This is a genomic window from Rouxiella silvae, assembly GCF_002093625.1.
Taxonomy (GTDB): domain Bacteria; phylum Pseudomonadota; class Gammaproteobacteria; order Enterobacterales; family Enterobacteriaceae; genus Rouxiella; species Rouxiella silvae.
In genome coordinates this window covers 70,966-94,304 of sequence record NZ_MRWD01000014.1, presented here as the reverse complement: position 1 = coordinate 94,304, position 23,339 = coordinate 70,966, and the positions used below count along the sequence as shown (strand labels likewise).

21 protein-coding genes and 1 pseudogene are annotated in these 23,339 nt (G+C 49.0%); 8 read left to right on the top strand and 14 right to left on the bottom strand.

Going from position 1 to position 23,339, the window contains the following annotated elements; all coding sequences use genetic code 11:
• Positions 1-178: 178 nt before the first annotated feature.
• On the bottom strand, positions 179-934 hold the full coding sequence (locus BS639_RS07965; protein WP_055772385.1) for an energy transducer TonB: 756 nt from the start codon (positions 932-934) through the stop codon (positions 179-181).
• A 242-nt stretch (positions 935-1,176) separates the two neighbouring features.
• Here BS639_RS07965 and BS639_RS07960 point away from each other — a divergent pair, with 242 nt between their 5' ends.
• Entirely contained in the window at positions 1,177-1,473 is a 297-nt protein-coding gene (locus BS639_RS07960; RefSeq protein ID WP_055770446.1) for a YciI family protein, read from the top strand.
• 165 nt (positions 1,474-1,638) lie between these two features.
• Complete coding sequence (locus BS639_RS25005; RefSeq protein WP_173882075.1) at positions 1,639-1,800, top strand: YnfU family zinc-binding protein; 162 nt, start codon at positions 1,639-1,641, stop codon at positions 1,798-1,800.
• Positions 1,801-1,884: 84 nt separating this feature from the next.
• On the opposite strand, the gene BS639_RS24665 is transcribed toward BS639_RS25005, so the two are convergent.
• On the bottom strand, positions 1,885-2,061 hold the full coding sequence (locus tag BS639_RS24665; protein ID WP_139804062.1) for a YciY family protein: 177 nt from the start codon (positions 2,059-2,061) through the stop codon (positions 1,885-1,887).
• A gap of 244 nt (positions 2,062-2,305) precedes the next feature.
• On the opposite strand from BS639_RS24665, the gene cls reads away from it, so the two are divergent.
• A complete protein-coding gene (gene cls / locus BS639_RS07955) occupies positions 2,306-3,766 on the top strand; it encodes a cardiolipin synthase (RefSeq protein WP_055770443.1) in 1,461 nt (486 codons plus the stop codon).
• A 93-nt stretch (positions 3,767-3,859) separates the two neighbouring features.
• On the top strand, positions 3,860-4,183 hold the full coding sequence (locus BS639_RS07950; protein ID WP_055770441.1) for an HI1450 family dsDNA-mimic protein: 324 nt from the start codon (positions 3,860-3,862) through the stop codon (positions 4,181-4,183).
• 128 nt (positions 4,184-4,311) lie between these two features.
• On the opposite strand, the gene oppF is transcribed toward BS639_RS07950, so the two are convergent.
• From oppF to BS639_RS07920, 6 genes are all read right to left on the bottom strand, one after another.
• Complete coding sequence (gene oppF, locus BS639_RS07945) at positions 4,312-5,349, bottom strand: murein tripeptide/oligopeptide ABC transporter ATP binding protein OppF (RefSeq protein WP_055770436.1); 1,038 nt, start codon at positions 5,347-5,349, stop codon at positions 4,312-4,314.
• Positions 5,346-6,368, bottom strand: a complete 1,023-nt coding sequence (oppD, locus tag BS639_RS07940) for an ABC transporter ATP-binding protein (protein WP_055770433.1) — start codon at positions 6,366-6,368, stop codon at positions 5,346-5,348. The genes oppF and oppD overlap by 4 nt, the downstream gene beginning before the upstream one ends.
• Positions 6,369-6,379: 11 nt before the next feature.
• Positions 6,380-7,288: an oligopeptide ABC transporter permease OppC gene (gene oppC / locus BS639_RS07935; protein WP_055772382.1), complete on the bottom strand. Its 909-nt coding sequence runs from the start codon at positions 7,286-7,288 to the stop codon at positions 6,380-6,382.
• Positions 7,289-7,306: 18 nt separating this feature from the next.
• Positions 7,307-8,227, bottom strand: a complete 921-nt coding sequence (gene oppB / locus BS639_RS07930; protein WP_055770431.1) for an oligopeptide ABC transporter permease OppB — start codon at positions 8,225-8,227, stop codon at positions 7,307-7,309.
• A 95-nt stretch (positions 8,228-8,322) separates the two neighbouring features.
• Complete coding sequence (gene oppA, locus BS639_RS07925; protein ID WP_055770428.1) at positions 8,323-9,969, bottom strand: oligopeptide ABC transporter substrate-binding protein OppA; 1,647 nt, start codon at positions 9,967-9,969, stop codon at positions 8,323-8,325.
• A gap of 1,401 nt (positions 9,970-11,370) precedes the next feature.
• Entirely contained in the window at positions 11,371-12,258 is an 888-nt protein-coding gene (locus tag BS639_RS07920; RefSeq protein WP_084982760.1) for an SDR family oxidoreductase, read from the bottom strand.
• Positions 12,259-12,382: 124 nt separating this feature from the next.
• Between BS639_RS07920 and BS639_RS07915 the strand changes: the two genes are divergently transcribed.
• Entirely contained in the window at positions 12,383-13,312 is a 930-nt protein-coding gene (locus BS639_RS07915) for an AraC family transcriptional regulator (RefSeq protein WP_084982759.1), read from the top strand.
• A gap of 39 nt (positions 13,313-13,351) precedes the next feature.
• On the opposite strand, the gene BS639_RS07910 is transcribed toward BS639_RS07915, so the two are convergent.
• Entirely contained in the window at positions 13,352-13,996 is a 645-nt protein-coding gene (locus BS639_RS07910) for a YchE family NAAT transporter (protein ID WP_055770420.1), read from the bottom strand.
• 558 nt (positions 13,997-14,554) lie between these two features.
• Here BS639_RS07910 and adhE point away from each other — a divergent pair.
• Positions 14,555-17,257, top strand: coding sequence for a bifunctional acetaldehyde-CoA/alcohol dehydrogenase (adhE, locus tag BS639_RS07905; protein ID WP_055770417.1), 2,703 nt, complete (start codon positions 14,555-14,557; stop codon positions 17,255-17,257).
• Between the two features lie 115 nt (positions 17,258-17,372).
• Here adhE and BS639_RS07900 read toward each other — a convergent pair whose 3' ends face one another.
• Positions 17,373-17,960: a thymidine kinase gene (locus BS639_RS07900; protein ID WP_055770414.1), complete on the bottom strand. Its 588-nt coding sequence runs from the start codon at positions 17,958-17,960 to the stop codon at positions 17,373-17,375.
• Between the two features lie 695 nt (positions 17,961-18,655).
• Here BS639_RS07900 and hns point away from each other — a divergent pair.
• Positions 18,656-19,060 carry a histone-like nucleoid-structuring protein H-NS gene (gene hns, locus BS639_RS07895; RefSeq protein ID WP_055770413.1) on the top strand — a complete coding sequence of 135 codons (405 nt, stop codon included), beginning with the start codon at positions 18,656-18,658 and terminating at the stop codon, positions 19,058-19,060.
• Between the two features lie 205 nt (positions 19,061-19,265).
• On the opposite strand, the gene BS639_RS07890 is transcribed toward hns, so the two are convergent.
• The 4 genes and pseudogenes from BS639_RS07890 to rssA form a co-directional block, all read right to left on the bottom strand.
• A complete protein-coding gene (locus BS639_RS07890; protein WP_055770410.1) occupies positions 19,266-20,273 on the bottom strand; it encodes an NAD-dependent epimerase in 1,008 nt (335 codons plus the stop codon).
• A 9-nt stretch (positions 20,274-20,282) separates the two neighbouring features.
• Positions 20,283-20,463, bottom strand: a pseudogene (locus BS639_RS25105) (UDP-glucose 6-dehydrogenase); the annotation flags it as partial.
• A 241-nt stretch (positions 20,464-20,704) separates the two neighbouring features.
• Complete coding sequence (gene rssB, locus BS639_RS07885) at positions 20,705-21,718, bottom strand: two-component system response regulator RssB (protein WP_055770406.1); 1,014 nt, start codon at positions 21,716-21,718, stop codon at positions 20,705-20,707.
• 97 nt (positions 21,719-21,815) lie between these two features.
• The gene (gene rssA, locus BS639_RS07880; RefSeq protein WP_055770403.1) at positions 21,816-22,727 is read right to left on the bottom strand and encodes a patatin-like phospholipase RssA; all 912 of its coding nucleotides are present in this window, start codon (positions 22,725-22,727) and stop codon (positions 21,816-21,818) included.
• A gap of 136 nt (positions 22,728-22,863) precedes the next feature.
• On the opposite strand from rssA, the gene BS639_RS07875 reads away from it, so the two are divergent.
• Positions 22,864-23,328, top strand: a complete 465-nt coding sequence (locus tag BS639_RS07875; protein ID WP_084982758.1) for a YchJ family protein — start codon at positions 22,864-22,866, stop codon at positions 23,326-23,328.
• Positions 23,329-23,339: the final 11 nt, after the last annotated feature.

Here is a 23,339-nt window from a genome sequence, read left to right as displayed (position 1 = left end):
CTTTAGAGGATAGACAATAAATAGGACTGTGTTTAAAAAAATGTTGCTACACATCAATGACGGCCGAGGGAATTGCAAAGAACTATGGATAATTATAATGCGTATTTGGAATTAATAATAAAAAAGGGATAAAACTAACGTTTTATCCCTTAAATAATGCGGCATTTAATGAGAAAAATTACTCCTCTACGCCACCGCTGCCGTTCATTTTAAATACCAACGTTACCGTCAGATTTTTGGCCTCTTTGGCCTCGTAACGCCACTTGTTCATCGCCATTTTAACTTCGCGTTCAAACATATTGCGCGGTTCAGCGGACAAGATACGGATGTTGTCTACGCGACCGTCGCTGTCAACGTCGAACTGGACTTTCACGCGCCCTTCAATGCGCAGCGCATAGGCACGCGCCGGATACTGTGGCTTGGTTCTGTCGAGCGGCCGTGGACCACTGCTGCTGCCGGTCGTCTGTGCGGCAGGCTTCGTCGCGGGCGCAATCGGTGCTTTTTGCGATGAAAGTGGTGCTGACTCTGCCTTGGTAACCTCCTGCGTTTTCTCAACCGGCTTCGGCTGGGGATGCGGCTTAGGTTTTGGTTTCTCGACCGGTTTTTTCTCTGGTTTGGGTTTCGGCTTAGGCTTGGGTTTTGGCTCAGGCAAAGGCACGGCTACCGGCTGCGTCACGACAGGCTCGGGCTTAATCTCGGGTTCGGGTTCCGGTTCAGGCTGCGGTTGCACCTCAGGCTGTGGCGTAGGCGGCGGAGCAAACGTTTCAGGATTCACCATTGTGACGCTCATGACGTGCTCTTCCTGCTTTGGCATCTTCACGGCGTCAGTAATGGTGACATACAGTAGCGCCGCGATGACGGCAGCATGTATGCCGATGGACAGGATGGCCGGCAGAGTTACTTTGCGAATAATTGACTGTTTTTTTAACGGCATGGCATTAGTTAAAGACATCGCTCTTGGCTGCATAGTGATTCAATTTCCCCGTGAAGTCGCAAGTGTAAATGCAAATAGCAATCATATTCAATAAGCAGATGAAAACTATTCTCAAATACTGCACTTTTGATTCATTCTGGCCTCTTTCGCAAAGCCTGGGGTTTGGTTATTGTAATTGACCTCATAAGATCGAATTCGTTTGCGTCTGTTCGATATTTTTACAACAAAAGATAAGGTGAGCCATGCTTTACATGATCTATTCTGAAGATGTTCCGCACTCTCTGGAAAAAAGACGCATCGCGCGTCCAGCACATCTTGAGCGTCTGCAAAATTTGAAAGCAGAGGGCCGCGTATTGGTAGCCGGGCCGCTTCCAGCAATTGATAGCGAAGAGCCTGGTGACGCGGGCATGACCGGTTCACTGGTCATTGCTGAGTTCGCAACCCTCGAAGCCGCCAAGAGTTGGGCTGAGGTGGATCCCTATATGCTTGCAGGCGTTTACCACAAAGTGACCGTCAAACCGTTTAAAAAGACGATTTAAGCCCGCTTTAAACACTGTCGGCAATGTCTGCCGTGGCGTGCGATGTAAGCTTTCTCAGAAGCAGGCCCACCCTGCTTCTTTTAATCTAATCTTAATCTGAAGTGCCAAGCTAACCTCTTACTTACGTGGTAAACTGATTACCCCTACTCGTGAGGTTACGCAATTATGTCATTCTTCGACGGATTGAAGTTTTTGACCAGTAAAACTACCAAGGTCGTTTGCCCTGAATGTCAGGCAACAACCGAGCAGATTAGCGTGAAAGTGCGCAAAAATGCCACACTGGTTTGCCCAAAATGCGGTGCTCTGTTTCGTAAAAACGATCGATAGTGCCGAGACAATCGTCAGTGTAAAAAACAAAGAGATTGCGCAGGAAGAACCCGTAAAAAAGGCGCGTTACGCGCCCAATTGTCCTTACCACTCGTTAATAACGGTATACAAACTGAGTCGCTGGTGTTGCAGAGAGTGGATCGCCCGAATACGATAAATATGGCGATAACGTCGCGACTGGCCCTCAAGCCAACGGTTTTTTCGCCTCTGAGATTGACGCTGCATACGCCACCGGCCAACTTCATTTCTACTGCGTTTCATACAACAAATATTCCTTTATAAAGGACCTCAGTGCAAATAGCGTCAACATTATAGATCAACCTTGACCTGTTATTGACAGTTTTAGCTACGCTTAATTACAGGCTACTGCAGATTATTAACTTTGCCGACAATTCAATCAGAGCTAGCTGATTGAAGCTGCAGATAAAATTATATTTAAGGTTTATCCTTTGATTCACTCTGCGTAAACTCACCAGATTGCTCGCGAACAGGATTTTTCGCCCCTATGACAACATTTTATACAGTAATCAGTTGGCTCATCGTCTTTGGTTATTGGTTAATAATTGCTGGCGTCACGTTACGCATTTTGATGAAGCGCCGTGCGGTACCTTCCGCAATGGCCTGGTTACTGATAATTTTTATTATTCCTCTGGTAGGGATTATTGCCTATTTGTCGTTTGGCGAACTCCATTTAGGCAAACGTCGGGCGGAACGCGCGAAAGCGATGTGGCCTTCAACGGCGCGCTGGCTCAACGACCTTAAGGGCTGTCATCGAATTTTTGCCAGTGAAAACAGCGACGTTGCCAAATCATTGTTCCAACTTTGCGAGCGCCGTCAAGGCATTGCCGGGGTCAAAGGAAATCAGCTGCAGTTGCTGACCACCAGCGACGACACGCTGAAATCTATTATGCGTGACATCGAACTTGCACGGCACAACATCGAAATGGTTTTCTATATTTGGCAGCCCGGTGGACTGGTCGATCAGGTTGCCGAATCGCTAATGGCCGCCTCAAGACGTGGCGTTCACTGCCGTTTGATGCTCGATTCAGCCGGAAGCCTGCAATTTTTCCGCAGCCCTTATCCGGCCATGATGCGCAATGCCGGCATTGAAGTGGTCGAAGCGCTAAAGGTTAACCTGTTCCGCGTATTCCTGCGCCGTATGGACCTGCGCCAGCACCGCAAAGTGGTGTTGATCGACAACTATGTTGCCTACACCGGCAGTATGAACATGGTCGATCCACGTTTCTTCAAGCAGGACGCGGGTGTGGGTCAGTGGGTTGATTTAATGGCCCGCATGGAAGGACCTGTCGCCACCACGATGGGGATTGTTTACTCGTGTGACTGGGAAATTGAGACCGGACGACGCATTTTGCCGCCAGAGCCAGACGTCAATCAGATGCCGTTTGAGCAGGAAAGCGGCCACACAATTCAGGTCATTGCCTCAGGCCCTGGTTTCCCTGAGGACATGATTCATCAGGCCCTGCTCACCGCCTGCTATTCTTCACGCGAACAGCTGGTGATGACCACGCCGTACCTCGTGCCGAGTGACGACCTGTTGCACGCCATTTGCACCGCGGCACAGCGTGGCGTCGACGTCAGCATTATCTTGCCGATGAAAAATGATTCAATGATGGTGAACTGGGCAAGTCGAGCATTCTTCAACGAACTGCTCGAAGCGGGGGTTAAAATCTATCAGTTTGAGGGAGGACTGCTGCATACCAAGAGCATTCTGGTCGACGGGCAGCTTAGCCTCGTCGGCACGGTAAATCTTGATATGCGTAGCCTGTGGCTAAACTTTGAGATAACACTGGTTATTGATGACGCCGGATTTGGCGGCGATTTGGCCGTGGTGCAGGAAGACTATCTTGCTCGCTCGCGCCTTCTTGACCCTAAAGAGTGGCTCAAGCGCCCTTTCTGGCATCGCATCGTTGAACGCCTGTTCTACTTTTTCAGCCCATTACTGTAAAAGCGGCACCGAGAATGTTCTAATAGGTTATGTCATAAGCCGTTGACTCCGCTCGGCGGCTTGTCACACCACACACTATTGAATGAGAAGAATATGGATCTGAATAATCGCCTGACCGAAGACGAAACCCTTGAGCAAGCCTACGACATCTTCCTCGAATTGGCCGGAGATAACCTGGATCCCGCAGATATCCTTATCTTTAACCTGCAATTTGAGGAACGCGGTGGCGCAGAGCTTTATGACCCCGCCGAAGACTGGGTTGAACACGTAGACTTCGATTTGAATCCTGACTTTTTCGCCGAAGTGGTGATTGGGCTGGGCGATGCAGACGGTGAGCCTATCAATGACGTCTTTGCACGCGTGCTGCTGTGCCGCGAAAAAGACCATAAGCTGTGCCATATCCTGTGGAAAGAGTAATTTACAGACTTCGTTCTGCCTGCTGATAATTCATTGGCCGCAGCCAAAGATGCGTATAAAGAAAAACCCCGCCAACTGCTGCGGGGTTTTTTATGACGTCAATCCACTGAAAGCTTACAGCAGATCCCTTAGAGCGGATCGACCTTCAGACACGACACCGCATGGCGGAAGCTGCCCTCAAGCAGTGGACGTGTTTTGGCACACTCAGGCCCGGCAATCGGGCAACGCGTGCGGAATACGCAGCCAGATGGCGGATTGATTGGCGAAGGCAACTCCCCTTCCAGCAGCTGAATGGTTTTGTTGCGCTCTTTATCCGGATCAGGCACCGGCACCGCTGACATCAACGCACGGGTATAAGGGTGCAGCGGATTGTGGTACACCTCGTCATAGGTACCAAGCTCCACGGCATGACCCAGATACATCACCAGTACGCGGTCAGAAATGTGCTTCACCACCGCCAAGTCATGAGCGATAAAAATAAGCGACAGCCCCATCTCGCGCTGCAGCTGTTGCAACAGGTTAACCACCTGTGCCTGAATCGACACATCAAGCGCGGAGACTGGCTCGTCGCAAATCACCAGCTTTGGCTCAAGGATCAGTGCGCGCGCAATACCGATACGCTGACACTGACCGCCTGAGAATTCATGCGGATAACGGTTGATCAGGTTAGGCAATAGCCCCACCTTCAACATCATCGCCTTCACCTTCTCCTTCACCTGCGCTTTTGGCATTTTAGGATAATAGGTGCGCAGCGGCTCAGCGATTATCTCACCAATATTCATGCGCGGGTTAAGCGAAGCCAGCGGATCTTGGAAGATCATCTGAATATCGCTGCGCGTACTGCGCCATTCGGCGTCCGACATGTTCAGCAAGTCTTTGCCCAACCATGCAACGTGCCCATCGGTGGCCTTCACCAGGCCAATCAACGCGCGCGCAAAGGTCGATTTTCCACAACCTGACTCACCGACTACGCCCAGCGTTTCACCCTCATACAGGCGCAGGGTCACGCCATCGACTGCTTTCAGAGTTTTTGATGGCTGCCAAAACCACTGCTTGCCGTCTTTAATATCGAAATGCACTTTTAAATCGGCGACTTCGAGCAACACTTTTCTTGTCACTTCGGGCGCGGCGTCTGTAGAAGGGATTACAGGGGTGACTTCACTCATACTAGCTCCTCCACAGGCTTAAAGCAGGCGCGCATGCGGCCTTCGCCAAAGTGCTCAAGCGACGGCGTGGTCGCACAAATTTCGGTTGCATACTGGCAACGGGGCTGGAACGGACAACCTTTTGGCAAACGCAGCAGGTTCGGCGGGTTGCCGGGGATAGTCAGCATCGCCTCGCCCTCGGCGTCCAGACGCGGTACGGCCTTAAGCAAGCCAATCGAGTAAGGATGGCTAGGACGATAAAATACGTCACGCGCGTGACCGTACTCCATAGTGCGCCCAGCGTACATCACCAGCACTTTGTCACAAATGCCGGCCACAACGCCCAGATCATGGGTAATCATGATAATCGCGGTGTTGAACTCTCTTTTCAGTTCGTTAAGCAGCGTCATTATCTGCGCCTGAACGGTGACGTCCAGTGCGGTAGTCGGTTCGTCGGCGATCAGCAGCTTAGGGCTGCACAGCAATGCCATCGCTATCATTACGCGCTGACGCATGCCGCCTGAAAACTCATGCGGATACATCTTCATGCGCTTACGCGCTTCAGGCATTTTCACGGCATCGAGCATGCGCACAGAACCTTCAAACGCTTCTGAGCGGCTCATGTGTTTGTGCTGAACCAGTACTTCCATTAACTGCTCGCCAACCTTCATGTAAGGATTCAATGAAGTCATCGGGTCCTGGAAGATCATCGAGATTTGCTCGGCACGCAGTTTGTTCAGCTGCTTTGGCGGCAGGTTGAGGATCTCGCGGCCGTTAAATTTAGCCGACCCGCCAATCCGTCCATTGCTGGCCAGCAGGCCCATCAGCGCAAAAGCGGTCTGTGATTTACCCGAACCTGATTCACCGACGATACCCAGCGTTTCACCGGCACGCAGGTCAAAGTTCAAATCGTTAACCGCCGTCACGTCGCCGTCTGGCGTGCCAAAGGTCACGCGCAGGTCTTTAACATCCAGCAGAATAGGTGTCGCCGAGGTATCAGCGGCCTGCGGAGTGCTATTGCTATGTTCAATGGTGCTCATCATCGCACTCCTTAACGATCTTTCGGATCGAGCGCATCACGCAGCCCGTCACCGATAAAGTTGAAACAAAACAGGGTGATCACCAGGAAACCTGCCGGGAAAAATAGCAGCCACGGTGAAACTTCCATCGAGTTGGCGCCGTCGCTGAGCAGTGCGCCCCAGCTGCTTAACGGCTCCTGCGTACCCAAGCCCAGGAAGCTCAGGAACGATTCAAACAGAATCATGCTTGGCACCAGCAGTGAGGCGTAAACCACCACCACGCCCAGCACGTTTGGCACGATATGACGCAGCACGATATTGCGCGTTGACACGCCGCTCACCAGTGCAGCTTCAATAAACTCTTTGCGTTTCAGGCTCAGGGTTTGGCCGCGAACGATACGCGCCATGTCGAGCCAGGAAACCATGCCGATGGCGACAAAAATCAAGAAGATGTTTTGACCAAAGAAGGTGACCAACAAAATAACGAAAAACATGAACGGGAAGGAGTTGAGTATTTCTAGCAGACGCATCATCGCCGAGTCGGTTTTACCGCCCATATAGCCCGAAATAGAACCGTAGAGTGTGCCTAAAATAACCGCAACAAATGCCGCAGAGACGCCGACCATTAGGGAAATTCTTCCACCGATGGCCACGCGCACCAACAGATCACGCCCTGAGGAGTCAGTACCGAAGTAGTGCCCAGAGGACAAGTCCGGCGCTGCCGACATCATATTCCAGTCGGTATCGTCATAGCGAAAATGTGCCAGCATCGGCGCAAAGGTGACGAACAAGGCAATCACCAGCAGTACCGCCAGGCTTGCGACGGCCGCACGGTTGTGAATGAAGCGACGACGGGCGTCTTGCCACAGGCTGCGCCCTTCTATTTCCAACTTCTCGGTGAAGTTTTCCAGAGCTTCGCTGCTTTTTTTCTTAGTTAACATCATTGCCGTGCTCCAGTATTAATAACGGATTTTCGGATCGATAACGGCGTACAGCACGTCAACGATCGCGTTAAACAGAATCGTTAAAGCCCCCACCAAAATGGTCAAGCTTAATACCAGCGAGTAGTCACGGTTCAATGCACCGTTAACGAACAGCTGGCCGATACCGGGTAATCCATAAATACTTTCAATCACCATAGAGCCGGTAATGATCCCGACGAAGGCCGGTCCCATATAAGAAATAACCGGTAATAAGGCGGGTTTCAGCGCATGACGGAAAATAATCCGGTGCAGCGGCAGGCCTTTGGCGCGCGCGGTACGGATAAAGTTGGAGTGCAGAACTTCAATCATCGAGCCGCGAGTAATACGCGCGATGCTGGCAATATACGCCAGTGACAGGGCTACCATTGGCAGCACCATATATTTGAATCCACCGTTGTGCCAGCCGCCGCCGGGCAGCCATTTCAACATGATGGAGAAGACTAATACCAACAGGGGTGCAACCACGAAACTGGGGATAACGACCCCGGTCATGGCAATGCCCATTACCGTATAGTCCCATTTGGTGTTTTGATTAAGTGCGGCAATAACGCCAGCAGAAACGCCGAGGACAATAGCCAGTAAAAATGCTGCCAGGCCCAACTTCGCTGAAACGGGGAATGAGGTGGCCACCAAATCGTTGACGCTATAGTCTTTATATTTAAACGACGGGCCGAAATCACCCTTGGCCAACTGCTCTAAATAGTGGAAATACTGCTTATACATCGGGTCATTAAGGTGATATTTCGCCTCAATGTTCGCCATCACTTCTGGAGGAAGGTTGCGCTCTCCGGTAAACGGGCTACCCGGCGCAAGACGCATCATAAAAAACGAAATCGTGATCAGAATGAATAGCGTCGGGATCGCTTCCAGACAACGGCGGAAAATAAACTTTAACATTGCTCGTACCTGCTTTGCTCAGCGTGTTACTCGTTCTCTAACAATCAAAATCAAGAGCGGGGCAGCTCGGGTAACTGCCCCGCTCTCACACTTAATTAGTGTTTGATGATGTAGAGATCTTTATCGTAAACGTTATCCTGTGGATCTTTACCGGTGTAACCACCCACGTATTGTTTAACTAAACGGGCATTTACATAGTAATAAACAGGCACAATCGCCGAGTCTTTATCCAGCTGCTGTTCAGCCTGCTGGTAAATAGCCGCACGCTCTTGGTCAGTTTTCACTTTCAGCGCATCGGCAATAAACTTGTCAAACGCCGGGCTCTTATAGTGAGAAGTGTTGTTGCTGCTGTCTGACAGCATGATATTCAGGAACGAGGTAGGTTCGTTGTAATCAGAACACCAGCCCGCACGCGCCACGTCAAAGTTGCCCTGATGACGTGTTTCGAGGAAGGTTTTCCACTCTTGGTTTTCGAGTTTCACGTCGACACCCAAGTTTTTCTTCCAGATTGCCGCCGCGGCGATTGCCAGTTTCTTATGCAGGTCTGAAGAGTTATACAGCAGGCTGAAGGTCAGGGGTTTGTCTTTAGTAAAGCCCGCTTCAGCCAGCAGTTTTCTGCCTTCGGCATTGCGTTGATCTTGAGTTTCTTTAAACCAGGCCGGAGGCGTCAATTTGCCGTCAGTGCCATCGGTGTAAGGAGGCGTGAAGCCATAAGCCGGCAGGTCGCCCTGTGCTTTTACTTTATTCACGATGATATCGCGGTCCAGACCCAGTTTAAGGGCGGTACGCACGCGGTTATCGGTGAAGGGTGCTTTCTGATTATTGATTTCATAATAGTAGGTGCACAGGTACGGGTCGGCGTGCAGCTGATCGGGAATATCTTTCTTCAGTTTGGAGAACAGCTCAATCGGCAGGTTGTTATAAGTCATGTCGATCTCGCCACTGCGGTAGCGGTTAACGTCAGAAACTTCAGACGAGATAGGCAGGAAAGTTACCTGGTTCAGCACGGTTTTCGCGTTATCCCAGTATTCAGGGTTACGCACCAGAACGATACGTTCGTTAACAGTCCAGGTTTTCAGCTTATAGGCGCCATTGCTGACGTAGTTTTCTGGCTGGGTCCATTTGTCGCCGAATTTCTCAACGGCTGGCTTATACACCGGTTTCATCGCGGTGTGGGACAGCATCTTCACGAAATAAGGCACCGGCTCGCTCAGGGTGACTTCCAGAGTATGGTCGTCGATGGCTTTCACGCCGAGAGTATCCGGGCTTTTCTTACCGGCGATAATATCGTCGATATTAACAATGTGACCATATTGCAGGTAGCTTTCATACGGAGAAGCCGTTTTAGGGTCTGCTAAACGTTCCCAGCTGTAGACGAAATCAGCGGCGGTAACCGGCTGACCGTTCGACCATTTAGCATCTTTACGCAGGTGGAAGGTCCATACTTTAAAGTCTTTGTTGTCCCAGCTTTCTGCTACGCCAGGAATAACGCTGCCGTCTTTTACCGAGGTATTAACCAGACCTTCAAGCAGGTCACGGATAACGTTGGACTCAGGCACACCTTCAACTTTGTGCGGGTCAAGTGACTGAACTTCTGAGCCGTTATTGCGCACCAGTTCTTGTTTATCTGACAGTTGTACGCCGGCCGGAACGACTGCCGCGAAGCTGCTAACGGAGGTTACTGCACCGACTGCAGCCAGAATAGCGGCGGCAAGAAGATGTTTTTTTGTGATGTTGGTCATTACTATCAACTCCAATTGTTATTATATGCCTGAATAACAGGTCAACCCCTACCGGGTTAAACCCTTCATCACGGACAGGAACGAATTGCCCGCGTATAAACGGTAAGTAGTCAGTCAATCCAAGTGATTGACCCTTCCCCTATTGCATGACTTTACTGCCTACTTTTGAATTACTGGATAACAGAGTGAAAAGCTGTTAAGCGCCTATTTATGCTGTCAATTCTTTCAGAATTGTTTTATCCAATTATTCATAATGTCCGCGAAATACAACGATTCATACCTCGCGAAAACTTTACTGACTATGGCTTTTATTCACATTCCATTGCAGGAAATGTGCAAAGCATCGCCGCTAATTAAAATTCGACTCGCGAAGAGTGTCTAATTTCTGGCGAATAAATTGAGTATAAAAACGAATATCAGGCAAAGGAGAGTGTTTTACCCCAGGCTGCTTAGCTTTTGAGGAGTGACGCCCTAGAGCAGGCGTTGCAGCTTGGTGGGTTTGTTTTCTATTCAACTTCGGGTACTCCAGAAAAAATGAAAAAGGACACGCTTTACTACCTGACTTTACAAGCCTGAGTACTTTGCATAAAAGCTATAGCAAGATCCGTTCTCAATTCGACAAACTGTCGAAACATTTTCCCTTAAGAAGTGGTCCGAAAATTATCAGATGCAGTGAAACCGCGCCAATAAATTTTACAGAAATGTTAACCAATTCTCTTTTACAGACCGCTATCAGTCGACGGACCAGTCAAATCTTGACGGCAAATCAAATCATAATTCATTGCTTTTAAACAAATTTTTAAAAATTAAAATCGAAAATTAAGTCATTTTTGCGCTTAAAAATCGAGCTGACAGATTCCGTTAACATTAGGTTACTTTTAAGAATAAACCCCTGTTAACTGCGCGGTAAACACTAATAACATCTCGAAACGGCATGTACAAGCACTACAGAATGATGTGACTAATTTAACGACAAAACGGGCAATAAAAGTTAAAAAAAGCGCCTAAATAGGCCAAGAAAAGCAACAGAAATAGCGAGTTGATAGGCATTAAGAGATAGAACGCGACTTTACGCCACATTTAAGTGCAAAAGCACATTTAAGGGTCATTAGATGCACTATTATAAGGCGAGGCATTATTAGTTTAAGTAATAATTAAGCAAAAGTGTGATCTCTGACTTAAATGACTCCGCAGTGAAATCGACTAAAAATGATAAAGACGAGGATGTGATGAGACAAGATTTTCAATTGATTGTCTTACGTTAACAGTCGCAATGGTATTTCAGCGTCTGTGTAAGTGGGTAATATGACGTTAAGGATAACCACTGATACGAAAATGGCCCAAGATATGGGCCTGGTCGTTGGGAATATTTAAAATATACGTACTCTTCAAAAATAAGTGTTAACGGTAGTCCATCTGTTGAAGATCAGAGATAAGATCCGGCCCCGTTGGACTCCATTCCAGCAGTTTCTGGGTAATCGTACTGGACGCTGACATATCGCTGCTCATAAAGGGCGCGAGCCAGCTAAAATGACTGTTAGCGCTCTCACTATCAATACTTTGCAGCGGAACATTCAGGCCAAGCGCGATAGCTTCCGCGATCTGCTTATGAGATACGCCCTCTTCTGCCACGGCATTGTATCGGCTCCCGGCACTATTCCTTTCCAGTGCCAATACATAAAGCCGAGCACAGTCACTGAGGTGAACGGCGGCCCAGCGCTTATCTCCTTGACCCACATAGGCTGAAACGCCCTTCTCTCGCGCCATTGAGATCAGATAGGTAATCAACCCTTGCTTAAGCGTATCGTGAACCTGCGGCAGACGTACCACTGAAACGTAAACCCCTTCTTTCACTAATTTATCGGCCTCTAGCTCAGAAATTCTGCGCAAAATAGGTGAATCAAGGTTGAAGGTCTCTTCCGTCGCCACCTGTCCCGGTCCCTTGGCACCAAGTGCTGCTACGGAAGTCATGACAAAGGGCCTTGTAGAGCCTTTAAGCACCGATCCCATGGCTTCAACGGCCTGGCGATCGGCTTCACAATTTGCCACAAATGTTGAAAAATCGTGATTAAAAGCGGTGTGTATTACGCCATCAGACTGTTCAACGCCGCGGCGCAGGCTCTCGAGGTCTTCAATATCACCGAAGTGAACATCGACGCCTCGCGAGGTCAGCAATTGTGCCCCTTCCTCGGAGCGCGTCAGGCCTAGCACCTGATGACCGGCATGGATGAGTTCATTAACAATGGCCGTGCCCAAAAAGCCGGTAGCGCCGGTAACGAAAATACGCATAGTGAATCCCCTTACAGTTAACTGAGGACTGAGTTGCCGTCCTGTACGATTTACTGTAAACAGAGAGGGCAATACGAACAATGCTCGAAAATCCTTATTATTGGTCTAATCGTCCGGAGAAATCATGGATCCACTTTCTGACTGGTTGTCATTGCTCAAGCCAAGGAGCTATGTAACGGGCGGCGTTGCGCTCGCCGAGAATATGGCCATTCAGTGGCCGCAGCACGAAGGTATCAAGTGTTATGCCGTGGTTTCAGGCCAGTGCTGGCTCACCGTTTCTGGCATTCTCGAGCCTCTACTTCTGACTCCCGGCGACTGCTACATTTTACCGCCAGGTCCACCTTTCTGCCTGGCAACGAGCCTGACGGCTAGCCCTATCGACTTCAGGGTGCTTCGCGACGAGGGTATACTCGGGAGAGAGGTGGCGAAGAGCGGTGATGAACCCTGTTTTATGGTGGGGGGTCACTTTGTACTGACGGGCAATCATGCGGCGTTGCTTTTAGGCTCGCTGCCGCCGGTAGTTCATATTCAGAATGAATCGGACAAGGCGGCCATTCGCTGGTCACTCGACAGGATTTCGCAAGAGGTGCGTTTTCCACAGCCGGGAAGCTCCTTGATTACCCAGCAGTTGGCTTACACCATGCTGATTCAGGCACTGAGACTGCATCTGGCAGGCAATCCTAGCGCAGGCTGGCTTTTTGCTCTGGCGGATAAACAACTGAGCGCTGCGCTGACCTGCATCCACGACGAGCCAGGATTTGACTGGACGCTGGATAAACTGGCCTCTCGAATCGGCATGTCGCGTTCCAGCTTTGCCCTGCGGTTTAAGGAAATGGCAGGCACCTCTCCCATTGAGTATCTGACCCGTTGGCGAATGCTTTTAGCCTGCGACAGGCTGGAAAACTCCAATGATTCATTAACGGTTATCGCCACCAGACTCGGATACGAGTCGGAGAGCGCTTTCGGAAAAGCGTTTAAACGGGTAATAGGCTGTTCACCAAGGCAGCATGGTCGGCGGACGCTGCCCAATGCATCGACCGCCAAAGCTTTGTAGTCGAGTTAACGCGCTGTGAAACCTAACGTTCTGTCAGTATTAGAGCAGGCCCGGAAATGTTGATTTTAACCCGGTCACAATAAACTCGATGCCGACGGCCATCAGCAATAAACCCATAATACGGGTAATCACGTTAATGCCGGTTTGACCCAGCAATTTCATAACCAACGGGGCGGCGCGAAAAAGTAGCCAGCAGCAGAAACAAAAAATGACGATCGCCAGGGTAAAACCAAAAAGATTTGCCCAACTGTGATAACGCGTGCTCCAGACAATGGTGGAGCTAATGGCGCCTGGGCCAGCCATTAATGGCAAAGCAAGAGGAACCACGCCCACATTTTCGCGGATGGCCGTCTCCGATTTCTCCTGCTTATTCTGTTTGTCTTCACCCAGCTTGCCGCTAATCATCGACATGGCAATGGTCACCACCAGGATCCCGCCCGCAATACGAAAAGAATCAATCGAAATGCCAAAGACCTGAAGAATGGAATCGCCTAGAAAAAGTGAAGTACACAGAATGATCGCCACGGTGAGGTTGGCGGTCATATTGGTTTTATCACGCCCCGTTGCAGGCTGGTAACTGGTCATACTAATAAATACCGGCAGAATTCCTACTGGATTGACCAGAGCAAAAAGACCCACAAAGAACTTGATATAACCTGAAAAATCCAAAATTGTCTGACTCACGCACTACTCCGCACAAGGGTTGCAGATAGAAGTTATTTATGGGCGCTAATGTACTGGAATTACTGTCGTCACGCCACGGAGTTCAACGGGATTTACCACCACTTTTAAGAGATATAACAGTTATTAATTCCAATAAAAAAACATCGCAAACAGACACTCCAACGCCTCGATCGAGTATTTTACAATTTACCATCACTTAATCATTAAAATTAACAATTAGCGAGCTGAAAGGTGTCAGCTAGGGTATATCTGTTGATCTGGATCATATTCAGACTGCTCATAAGTGAGTAAGCTTGTTTCACAGCAACAAAATCAGATCGTAAGTACAGCAGAACAAACGTGGGACTTACCCCTGATTTTAACAATTTATATACTGCACTTTTGAAATAAGGTTAGAGCTTTTTAAGAAAATAGGAGACCTTGGCTAAGAACCATCTGATAAATAGTCACTTATAATTGTTCCGGCAGCATTACTGCCCACGACTATACTTGGTTGCATCTTGGCTCGGCTTTTTTCAAATATTTTCTAAAAAAGTTTAACATTCTCAGGAGAACACCATGGCTGTCACAAACGTCGCTGAACTGAACGAACTAGTCGCTCGGGTTAAAAAAGCACAGCGTGAGTACGCAGAGTTCACACAAGAGCAGGTTGATAAAATCTTCCGAGCCGCCGCCCTCGCCGCTGCTGATGCACGTATTCCTCTGGCCAAACTGGCCGTTGAAGAATCCGGTATGGGCATTGTTGAAGACAAGGTCATCAAAAATCATTTTGCTTCAGAGTATATCTACAACGCCTATAAAGATGAGAAAACCTGTGGCGTCGTGGCCGAAGATGAAACCTACGGCACCATTACTATTGCTGAACCGATTGGCATCATCTGCGGTATCGTTCCAACCACCAACCCAACCTCAACCGCTATCTTCAAAGCGTTGATCAGCCTTAAAACGCGTAACGCGATTATTTTCTCTCCGCACCCACGTGCTGCAAAAGCCACCATCAAGGCGGCAAAAATTGTTCTCGACGCTGCCATTAAAGCTGGCGCACCTAAAGACATTATCGGCTGGATTGACGCGCCAAGCGTGCCTTTATCCAACGAACTGATGCACCACCCCGATCTCAACCTTATCCTTGCCACGGGTGGACCTGGCATGGTGAAAGCCGCCTATAGCTCAGGTAAACCGGCTATCGGCGTAGGCGCAGGTAATACGCCGGTGGTGGTTGATGAAACCGCCGACATTAAACGCGTCGTTGCTTCTATCCTGATGTCCAAAACGTTCGACAACGGCGTAATTTGTGCTTCTGAACAGTCTGTTATCGTGGTTGATTCAGCCTACGAATCCGTGAGAGAACGTTTCAAATCACACGGCGGCTACATTTTAGTGGGCAAAGAGCTGAAAGCGGTTCAAGACATTATTCTCAAAAACGGCGGTCTTAATGCCGACATCGTGGGACAGCCTGCGACTAAAATTGCCGAAATGGCCGGTATTTCAGTCCCTTCAAATACCAAAGTATTGATTGGTGAAGTCAGTAAAGTCGACGAGTCAGAGCCTTTCGCTCACGAAAAACTGTCACCAACGCTTGCCATGTATCGTGCTAAAAACTTCGAAGATGCCGTTGATAAAGCAGAAAAACTGGTCACAATGGGCGGCATCGGCCACACCTCTTGCCTCTATACCGACCAGGACAATCAACCTGAGCGCGTTCGCTACTTCGGCGACAAAATGAAAACGGCGCGTATCCTGATAAACACTCCGGCTTCACAGGGGGGGATCGGTGACCTTTACAACTTCAAACTTGCGCCTTCTCTGACGCTGGGCTGCGGCTCTTGGGGGGGTAACTCCATTTCTGAAAACGTCGGTCCAAAACACTTGATCAACAAGAAAACTGTAGCGAAGCGAGCAGAAAACATGTTGTGGCATAAACTTCCAAAATCTATCTACTTCCGTCGCGGCTCACTGCCTATCGCGCTTGAAGAAGTGGCGACTGATGGAGCAAAACGCGCCTTTGTCGTCACCGACCGCTACCTGTTTAACAATGGCTATGCCGATCAGGTGACACGCGTTCTGAAAAGTCACGGTATTGAAACAGAAGTGTTCTTTGAAGTTGAAGCTGACCCAACGCTGAGCATCGTGCGCAAAGGCGCCGAGCAGATGAACTCCTTCAAGCCAGACGTCATTATCGCCCTCGGCGGTGGTTCTCCGATGGATGCGGCTAAAATCATGTGGGTGCTGTACGAACACCCTGAAACCCATTTCGAAGACTTGGCGCTGCGCTTTATGGATATCCGTAAACGCATCTACAAGTTCCCGAAAATGGGCGTGAAAGCCAAAATGATTGCTATCACCACCACATCAGGTACGGGTTCAGAAGTGACACCGTTCGCCGTGGTTACCGATGACGCTACGGGTCAAAAATATCCACTGGCCGACTACGCGCTGACCCCAGATATGGCGATTGTCGATGCCAACCTGGTGATGAACATGCCGAAATCACTGTGTGCGTTCGGGGGTCTTGACGCTGTGACCCACGCACTTGAGGCTTATGTCTCCGTGCTGGCGAATGAGTTCTCCGACGGTCAGGCACTGCAGGCATTAAAACTGCTGAAAGAGTTCCTGCCTGCCAGCTATAAAGAAGGCGCAAAAAACCCGGTTGCTCGTGAACGCGTTCACAATGCGGCAACCATTGCAGGTATCGCGTTTGCCAACGCCTTCCTGGGTGTTTGTCACTCAATGGCGCACAAATTGGGTTCTGAATTCCACATTCCGCACGGCCTCGCCAACGCCATGTTGATTTCGAACGTTATACGCTACAACGCGAATGACAACCCAACCAAGCAAACGGCCTTCAGCCAGTACGACCGCCCTCAGGCACGTCGTCGTTACGCTGAAATTGCTGACCATCTGGGTCTGAGTGCAGCAGGAGACCGTACCGCGCAGAAAATTGAAAAACTGCTTCAATGGCTGGATGAAATCAAAGCTGAACTGGGTATTCCAACTTCCATTCGCGAAGCGGGAGTTCAGGAGTCTGATTTCTTGGCGAAAGTAGACAAACTCTCAGAAGACGCATTTGATGACCAATGTACCGGTGCCAACCCGCGTTATCCTCTGATTGCAGAGTTGAAACAGATTCTAATGGATACTTACTACGGCAATAAATTCAGCGAAGAACTGCCGCTGAGTGTGATTGATGACAAGTCTCAGCCAGTAACGAAAGCAGCGTCTGCTGCAAAAGCACCGGCCATTAAAAAAGCTAAAAAATAGTTTTCATCAACGGATGAATAAAACAAAACCCGCCAATCGGCGGGTTTTTTTATACTTGAAACATTAAGCACATTAATGTTTATACCAACGTCCATCGGCAAGAAATTTTCTACTGCTAATCCCTGTCCTGTGCCATCGCTTCTTTATAATGTTTACGGCAGACGGAAACATAGCGCTCATTACCACCTATAACCACCTGTGCGCCATCGTGGAGGGCTCGGCCCTGCTCATCGAGTCTGAGAGTCTGGTTTGCCTTGCGCCCGCAGTGGCAGATAGTTTTAAGCTCAACCAACTTATCTGCCCAGGCCAGTAAATATTGGCTGCCTTTAAAAAGCTCACCGCGAAAATCAGTCCGCAGGCCATAACACAATACCGGGATATCAAGCTGGTCTACGACATCAGTAAGCTGCTCAACCTGTTGCCGAGTTAGAAACTGGCTTTCATCAATTAACACACAGTGTAACGTTTGCGCATTATGTTCTTCTGCAATCAGGTTGAGTAAGTCTGTGTCAGCTTTATAAAGCACGGCGCCGGAAGATAATCCGATACGTGAGGTGACCTTGCCAATGCCAAAGCGGTTGTCGAGCTCTGCCGTTAGAACTAAAGTGCGCATCCCCCGCTCTTGGTAATTATATGAAGATTGTAACAAAGATGTAGATTTTCCAGCATTCATCGCTGAATAATAAAAATAAAGTTGAGCCATGAGCCCGTAACTCCAACAGTATAAAGAATTCCGATAACGCCTCTTGCTTTCAATTGTATCACACAGCCTTGACCTATTGGCAACGGGGCATCCACCAATCCGCAGGTTGCATACAGAGTCTTTGTATAGCTGGCGTTTAAATTTCGGGTTTAAAAGGGGCAAGTCGGATGTCAATAAAGGTGGCCGAAATTACAGCTGCTTACAATCAGAATGCGATATTACTCTTTGTCCTAATTAGTTAATGATGCTTGAAAAACTAGCATCAGATCACAAAAACAAACTGTGTGAATCAATAAATAAAGCCTTACTCTTTTTCGGAAGTTATAAACACTGCTGTTATGCTTCTCGCCTTTATCTGCTGGCCTAAAGCACATATAGCTAAAATGGATAAGCTCTAACGATGTTGCGGCCTCACCAGTTATACGTAAGGCCTATTGATATTTGTTACCTCGCCCCAAGGTTATAAAAGAGGCGATTAAAAACCGGCGCCGCAGCGCACAAAGCGCTAATCAATTTGCCTTATAGTCATAACTTTAATAGGCCTGCTATCGCGCTTATATTTGTAGCAGCAAAAAATATTATTGCTAATAAATGGTAAATTCGCGTCAACATAACAAATTGGCTATTGCAGAATACAGAAGAGCATTCTATTATTACCGCAACGCCCCCCACCAATTTAAATTGAGACTAGTATAATGAGCGAAGCATTAAAAATCCTGAACAACATCCGTACCCTCCGCGCCCAGGCTCGTGAATGTACTCTGGAAACTCTTGAAGAAATGCTAGAGAAATTAGAAGTTGTTGTTAATGAGCGCCGTGAAGAAGATACTCAGGCAGCGGCTGAAATTGAAGAGCGCACTCGTAAACTGCAACAATACCGTGAAATGCTGATCGCTGACGGTATCGATCCAAATGAATTGCTGCAGACTATGGCTGCAACTAAAGCAACGGGCAAAACCAAGCGTGCTGCACGTCCTGCTAAATACAAATACATCGACGAGAATGGCGAAAGCAAAACTTGGACTGGCCAGGGTCGTACTCCTGCTGTAATCAAGAAAGCAATCGACGACGGCAAACAGCTGGATGATTTCCTGCTGTAATTTTGCTCGGCTGTGCATCAGTCTCAAAAATGTTTTACAAAGCCACCGCTAGCGCGGTGGCTTTTTATTAACGTCGTCTATAAGCCCGCAATGAACAATAATTAGTCGCCTTTGTTTATCCTACGGCATATCCCGAGTTAAACCTCAGTCATAAAAAAAGGCCGCATCAGCAGCCTCATTTATCCCGCACTTTTATCGAGTGCTTTTAACACTGATAATAATCTTTATACCAGTCTACAAACTTTTTCACGCCCTCTTTAACCGACGTCTGTGGTTTAAAGCCGGTGGCGTTATACAGCGGCGTACTGTCAGAACTGGTCTCGTGGACGTCACCTGGCTGCATTGGCATCATATTTTTCTTCGCCTCAACGCCCAAAGCGTCTTCCAGCGCCTCTATATAAGTCATCAGCTTGATAGGATTGCTATTACCTATGTTATATAGAACATAAGGCGCGGAGCTCTGCGAGCCATTACCGGTCTCTACAGTCCAATCTGGCTGGGCCTGTGGAATAATATTCTGCAGACGCATTACAGACTCGGCAACGTCTTCGACATAAGTAAAATCTCGGCGCATTTCCCCGTGGTTATAAACGTCGATACTTTGATCTGCAATAATCGCCTTCGTAAACTTGAAGAGCGCCATATCCGGGCGTCCCCAAGGACCATAAACCGTAAAGAAGCGCATTCCGGTTGTTGGCAATCCGTACAGGTGTGAATAAGTATGGGCCATTAACTCGTTAGCTTTTTTAGTCGCCGCATAAAGTGAAATCGGGTGGTCTACATTATCCTGCGTATCAAATGGCTGCTTACGGTTCATTCCATAAACGGAGCTTGAAGAAGCATAAAGTAAATGCTGCACTTTATTATGACGACAGCCTTCAAGTACGTTAACAAAACCCACTAAATTGGCATCCACATAGGCCAGAGGGTTATCGATTGAATAGCGAACGCCTGCCTGTGCAGCTAAATGTATTACTCGCTCAAACTTATTCTCGGCAAAAAGTGCGGTCATGCCATCACGATCGGCAAGATCCAATTTAACAAACTTGAATCCCGGTTTATCCTCCAGCTGCTGTACCCGTGCCAATTTCAAATTGACATCATAGTAACCATTAAGATTATCAAGACCGGTCACCTGATGACCTTCGGCCAACAACCGCAAAGAAACAAAATAACCGACGAAACCTGCTGCACCTGTTACTAAATAATTCATGCCATCTCCTTACAATACCGGATCCACTGATGCGCAACGGCCGATCCTATAATAGGTAAACCCCGTTTTTCGAGTCGCTTAGGATCATACAAATTGCGGCCATCAAAAATAACCGGGTTCTTCAATGAGGTTTTCATCAAATCGAAATTTGGTGTACGGAAACCTGCAATTCCGCACAATTAATCAGCGCGGTGGACGCCCAAGGCTGTTCCATAAATGCGCAAGTGCAGCTATTTCCGGAGTAACCCGGAGTAGGTGCCTCTATTATTGGGCAGCAGTATAACAGTTTAAGAGGGTCGTGCGATGTAGAAGATGCGGCAGCGTGTGAAGGGAAGATAAGAATAATCTTAGGAAATAGTCCTAAATAACCGCAGCTTAAGGCAATGTTGGCCAACTCCTAATGACATCTCAGTGAGATAACAGCCGCAGAATTATTCAGCAGAAAGCATCAAACGCAGGCGCCCACCGGCCCCCCAAACCTGACATTGCCACGCTTCGCAACGCTGGCTGACCTGATTGGAATAGGACGAGCCTAACGTACCGAGCGGCACACCGTTGCTAAGCTGAATCTGATTTGACCCCGTATTGATGTTGGCATGCAATCCCGCTGAAACCAGTATTAGATTTTTTTGTTCTGCGTTGTAATAGCCCATCAACAGAGGAAATTGTCCCTCAAGGCGTGCCTGTTTGAGCAAATGGTTGACCTCTTTGAGCAAGGTCGACATTTGGGGTAGCCGCTGATTTTGATTACTGAGGTGCTCGCGCAGCAGTCCGTTGAAGATGGCACGCAGCAGCAAGGCGGCAAGCACGCCGTTGTCATTGGCGCGCGTAACGTCCAGGCAGTAGAAACCGAGATCCTTGGAGGACAGCGCGGCAATGTCCAGCACCAAACCTGACTGCTGAGCCATTGTGAGCTGGCGATAATTGATGCGACAGTGGGCCAGCGTTTGCTGAACTGGCGGTTGCAGTTCCTGCAAAAGCCTTGCAGCTTCGTGCGGATTGCGGCACAGCGCCTCCCAGTCTTGAATCAGGTCACTTTTGTCCATCGCCTGCGAGGAGAAGAGTTTTGGATAAAGGCTGGTAAGCAGAGCATCTTTGAGTCGATTAAGATCTTTAACAGGTTTAAGCAGCACGTCTTCGACGCCCAGACGCAGCATAGTGGCAACGTCTGTCATTTTGTCGGTGGCGGAAATAACGAGTACCGGGGTTTTGTTGCCCTGTAAGCGAAGGTTTTCAACAAACTCTATGCCGCCCATTTCGGGCATCGCGAGGTCACAAAGGATTAAGTCTGGCGGAAACTCTTCGACTAAAGACAGGGCCTCGAGGCCATTAACAGCCTCGGTAAAAGTGGCACCCAGAGAACTTACATAGCCTGCGAGTACCGACCGGAAAACGGCTTCGTCTTCGACGATCAGAATGTGCTTGCTTGTAAGTGGCTTGTCCATCAGGGTCTCCCAAAATCTCTTAACCCTAATAGTGGCCTATAAAGTAAAGTTTTGCCCGTCAGAATTATCAGATATCGCGCGTTTGTTGCTAAGCCGTTCAGAATTGATTGTTTTTAATCAATGGTAATAGCTGATCCATCTGTTTTTCCACCGCCAAGCGCCCTGCTTCTATCGCTTCTTCTGCACGATGGAAATCGAGAGTGGAGATTTGCGGACAGTAAGGTTGCAGGATAACGTCCGGCGGATCGCCCGCCATGCGATAGCGTTTTAACCGGTTCTCCAGCACCTGAATTGAGGTCGACATGATTTCCATCGCCGTCGGTGCCAGAATACTTTGCCGCGTCGGCGGGCGAGCCAGCTTCTGACGAATTTTATCGCGCCAGCTGAGCTCCTTTTCGTCATCAAGATTGTCGGGATTCGCCTGCACCGACAGCAGCTCCTGCTGCATTAAATGCGCGTCGTGCTGTAGGTCGACCGCTATCACAATATCGGCCCCCATTGCCCGCGTGAGTGATACCGGTACGGGATTTACCACCGCACCATCCACCAGCCAATAGCCGTTAAACCACACCGGTGCCAGCAGCCCCGGCATGCTGCACGAGGCGCGTACCGCCTGATGCAAATCGCCCTTGGTCAGCCACAGCTCGCGTCCGGTACTGAGATTAGTAGCCACCGCGCCAAATTTACGATTGCACTGCTCAAAGTCACTGATACGCAGAAGCTGCGACACGGCGTTAAATACTCGCTCACCGCGCAGTAAACCGCCACGACGCCACGAAAAATCCATCAGCCGCAATACGTCCCAATAGCTAAACGAACGTACCCAACCCTCCATAGCAGGCAGACGGCCGCTCACGTAAGCAGCCCCCACCATCGATCCAACCGAGCATCCTGCAACGATATCGACTTTGATCCCCAACTCTTCTAAGGCATTAATAACGCCAATATGTGCCCAACCCTTTGCGGCTCCTGACCCTAAAGCCAGGCCTATCTTTAACTGTCGTGACATTATTTTTCCTATCTTTGCCTAATCACAAAGGATTTGCTGCCGGTTGCGCGTTGTCACCGAGTGACATTGTTAGGTAACATACCGCCCTTCTGCATTCAAAAGTGCACGCTGCGTGCTGTCAGCTACTGGAGTTAATGTGACAATACTATGCCCCTGCGGCAGCGAGTCAGAGTTTGAACAATGTTGCCAACCGGCAATAACCGGTGTACGCCTCGCGGCCACACCTGAAGTATTGATGCGCTCACGCTACAGTGCTTATGTGACCAAAAATGCCGATTATCTGATTTCGAGCTGGCATCCCGACTGCCACGCCGCCGATTTTCGCCACGCGCTGCTCGAAGGTTTTGAGTCAACGCAATGGTTAGGACTACAGGTTATCGCCACTGCGGCCGGTAAAAATGCCGACGAAGGTTTTGTTGAATTCTCGGCGCGTTATCAGGACAGTGACGGGTCTGCTGTGGTACTTGTTCACGAACGCTCACGCTTTCTACGTGCCAATGAACGCTGGTATTATATAGACGGTATAAAACCGCAGACCGGTCGAAACGATCCTTGTCCCTGCGGTTCCGGCAAAAAATATAAGAAGTGCTGCGCGCAATAACACGGCATAAT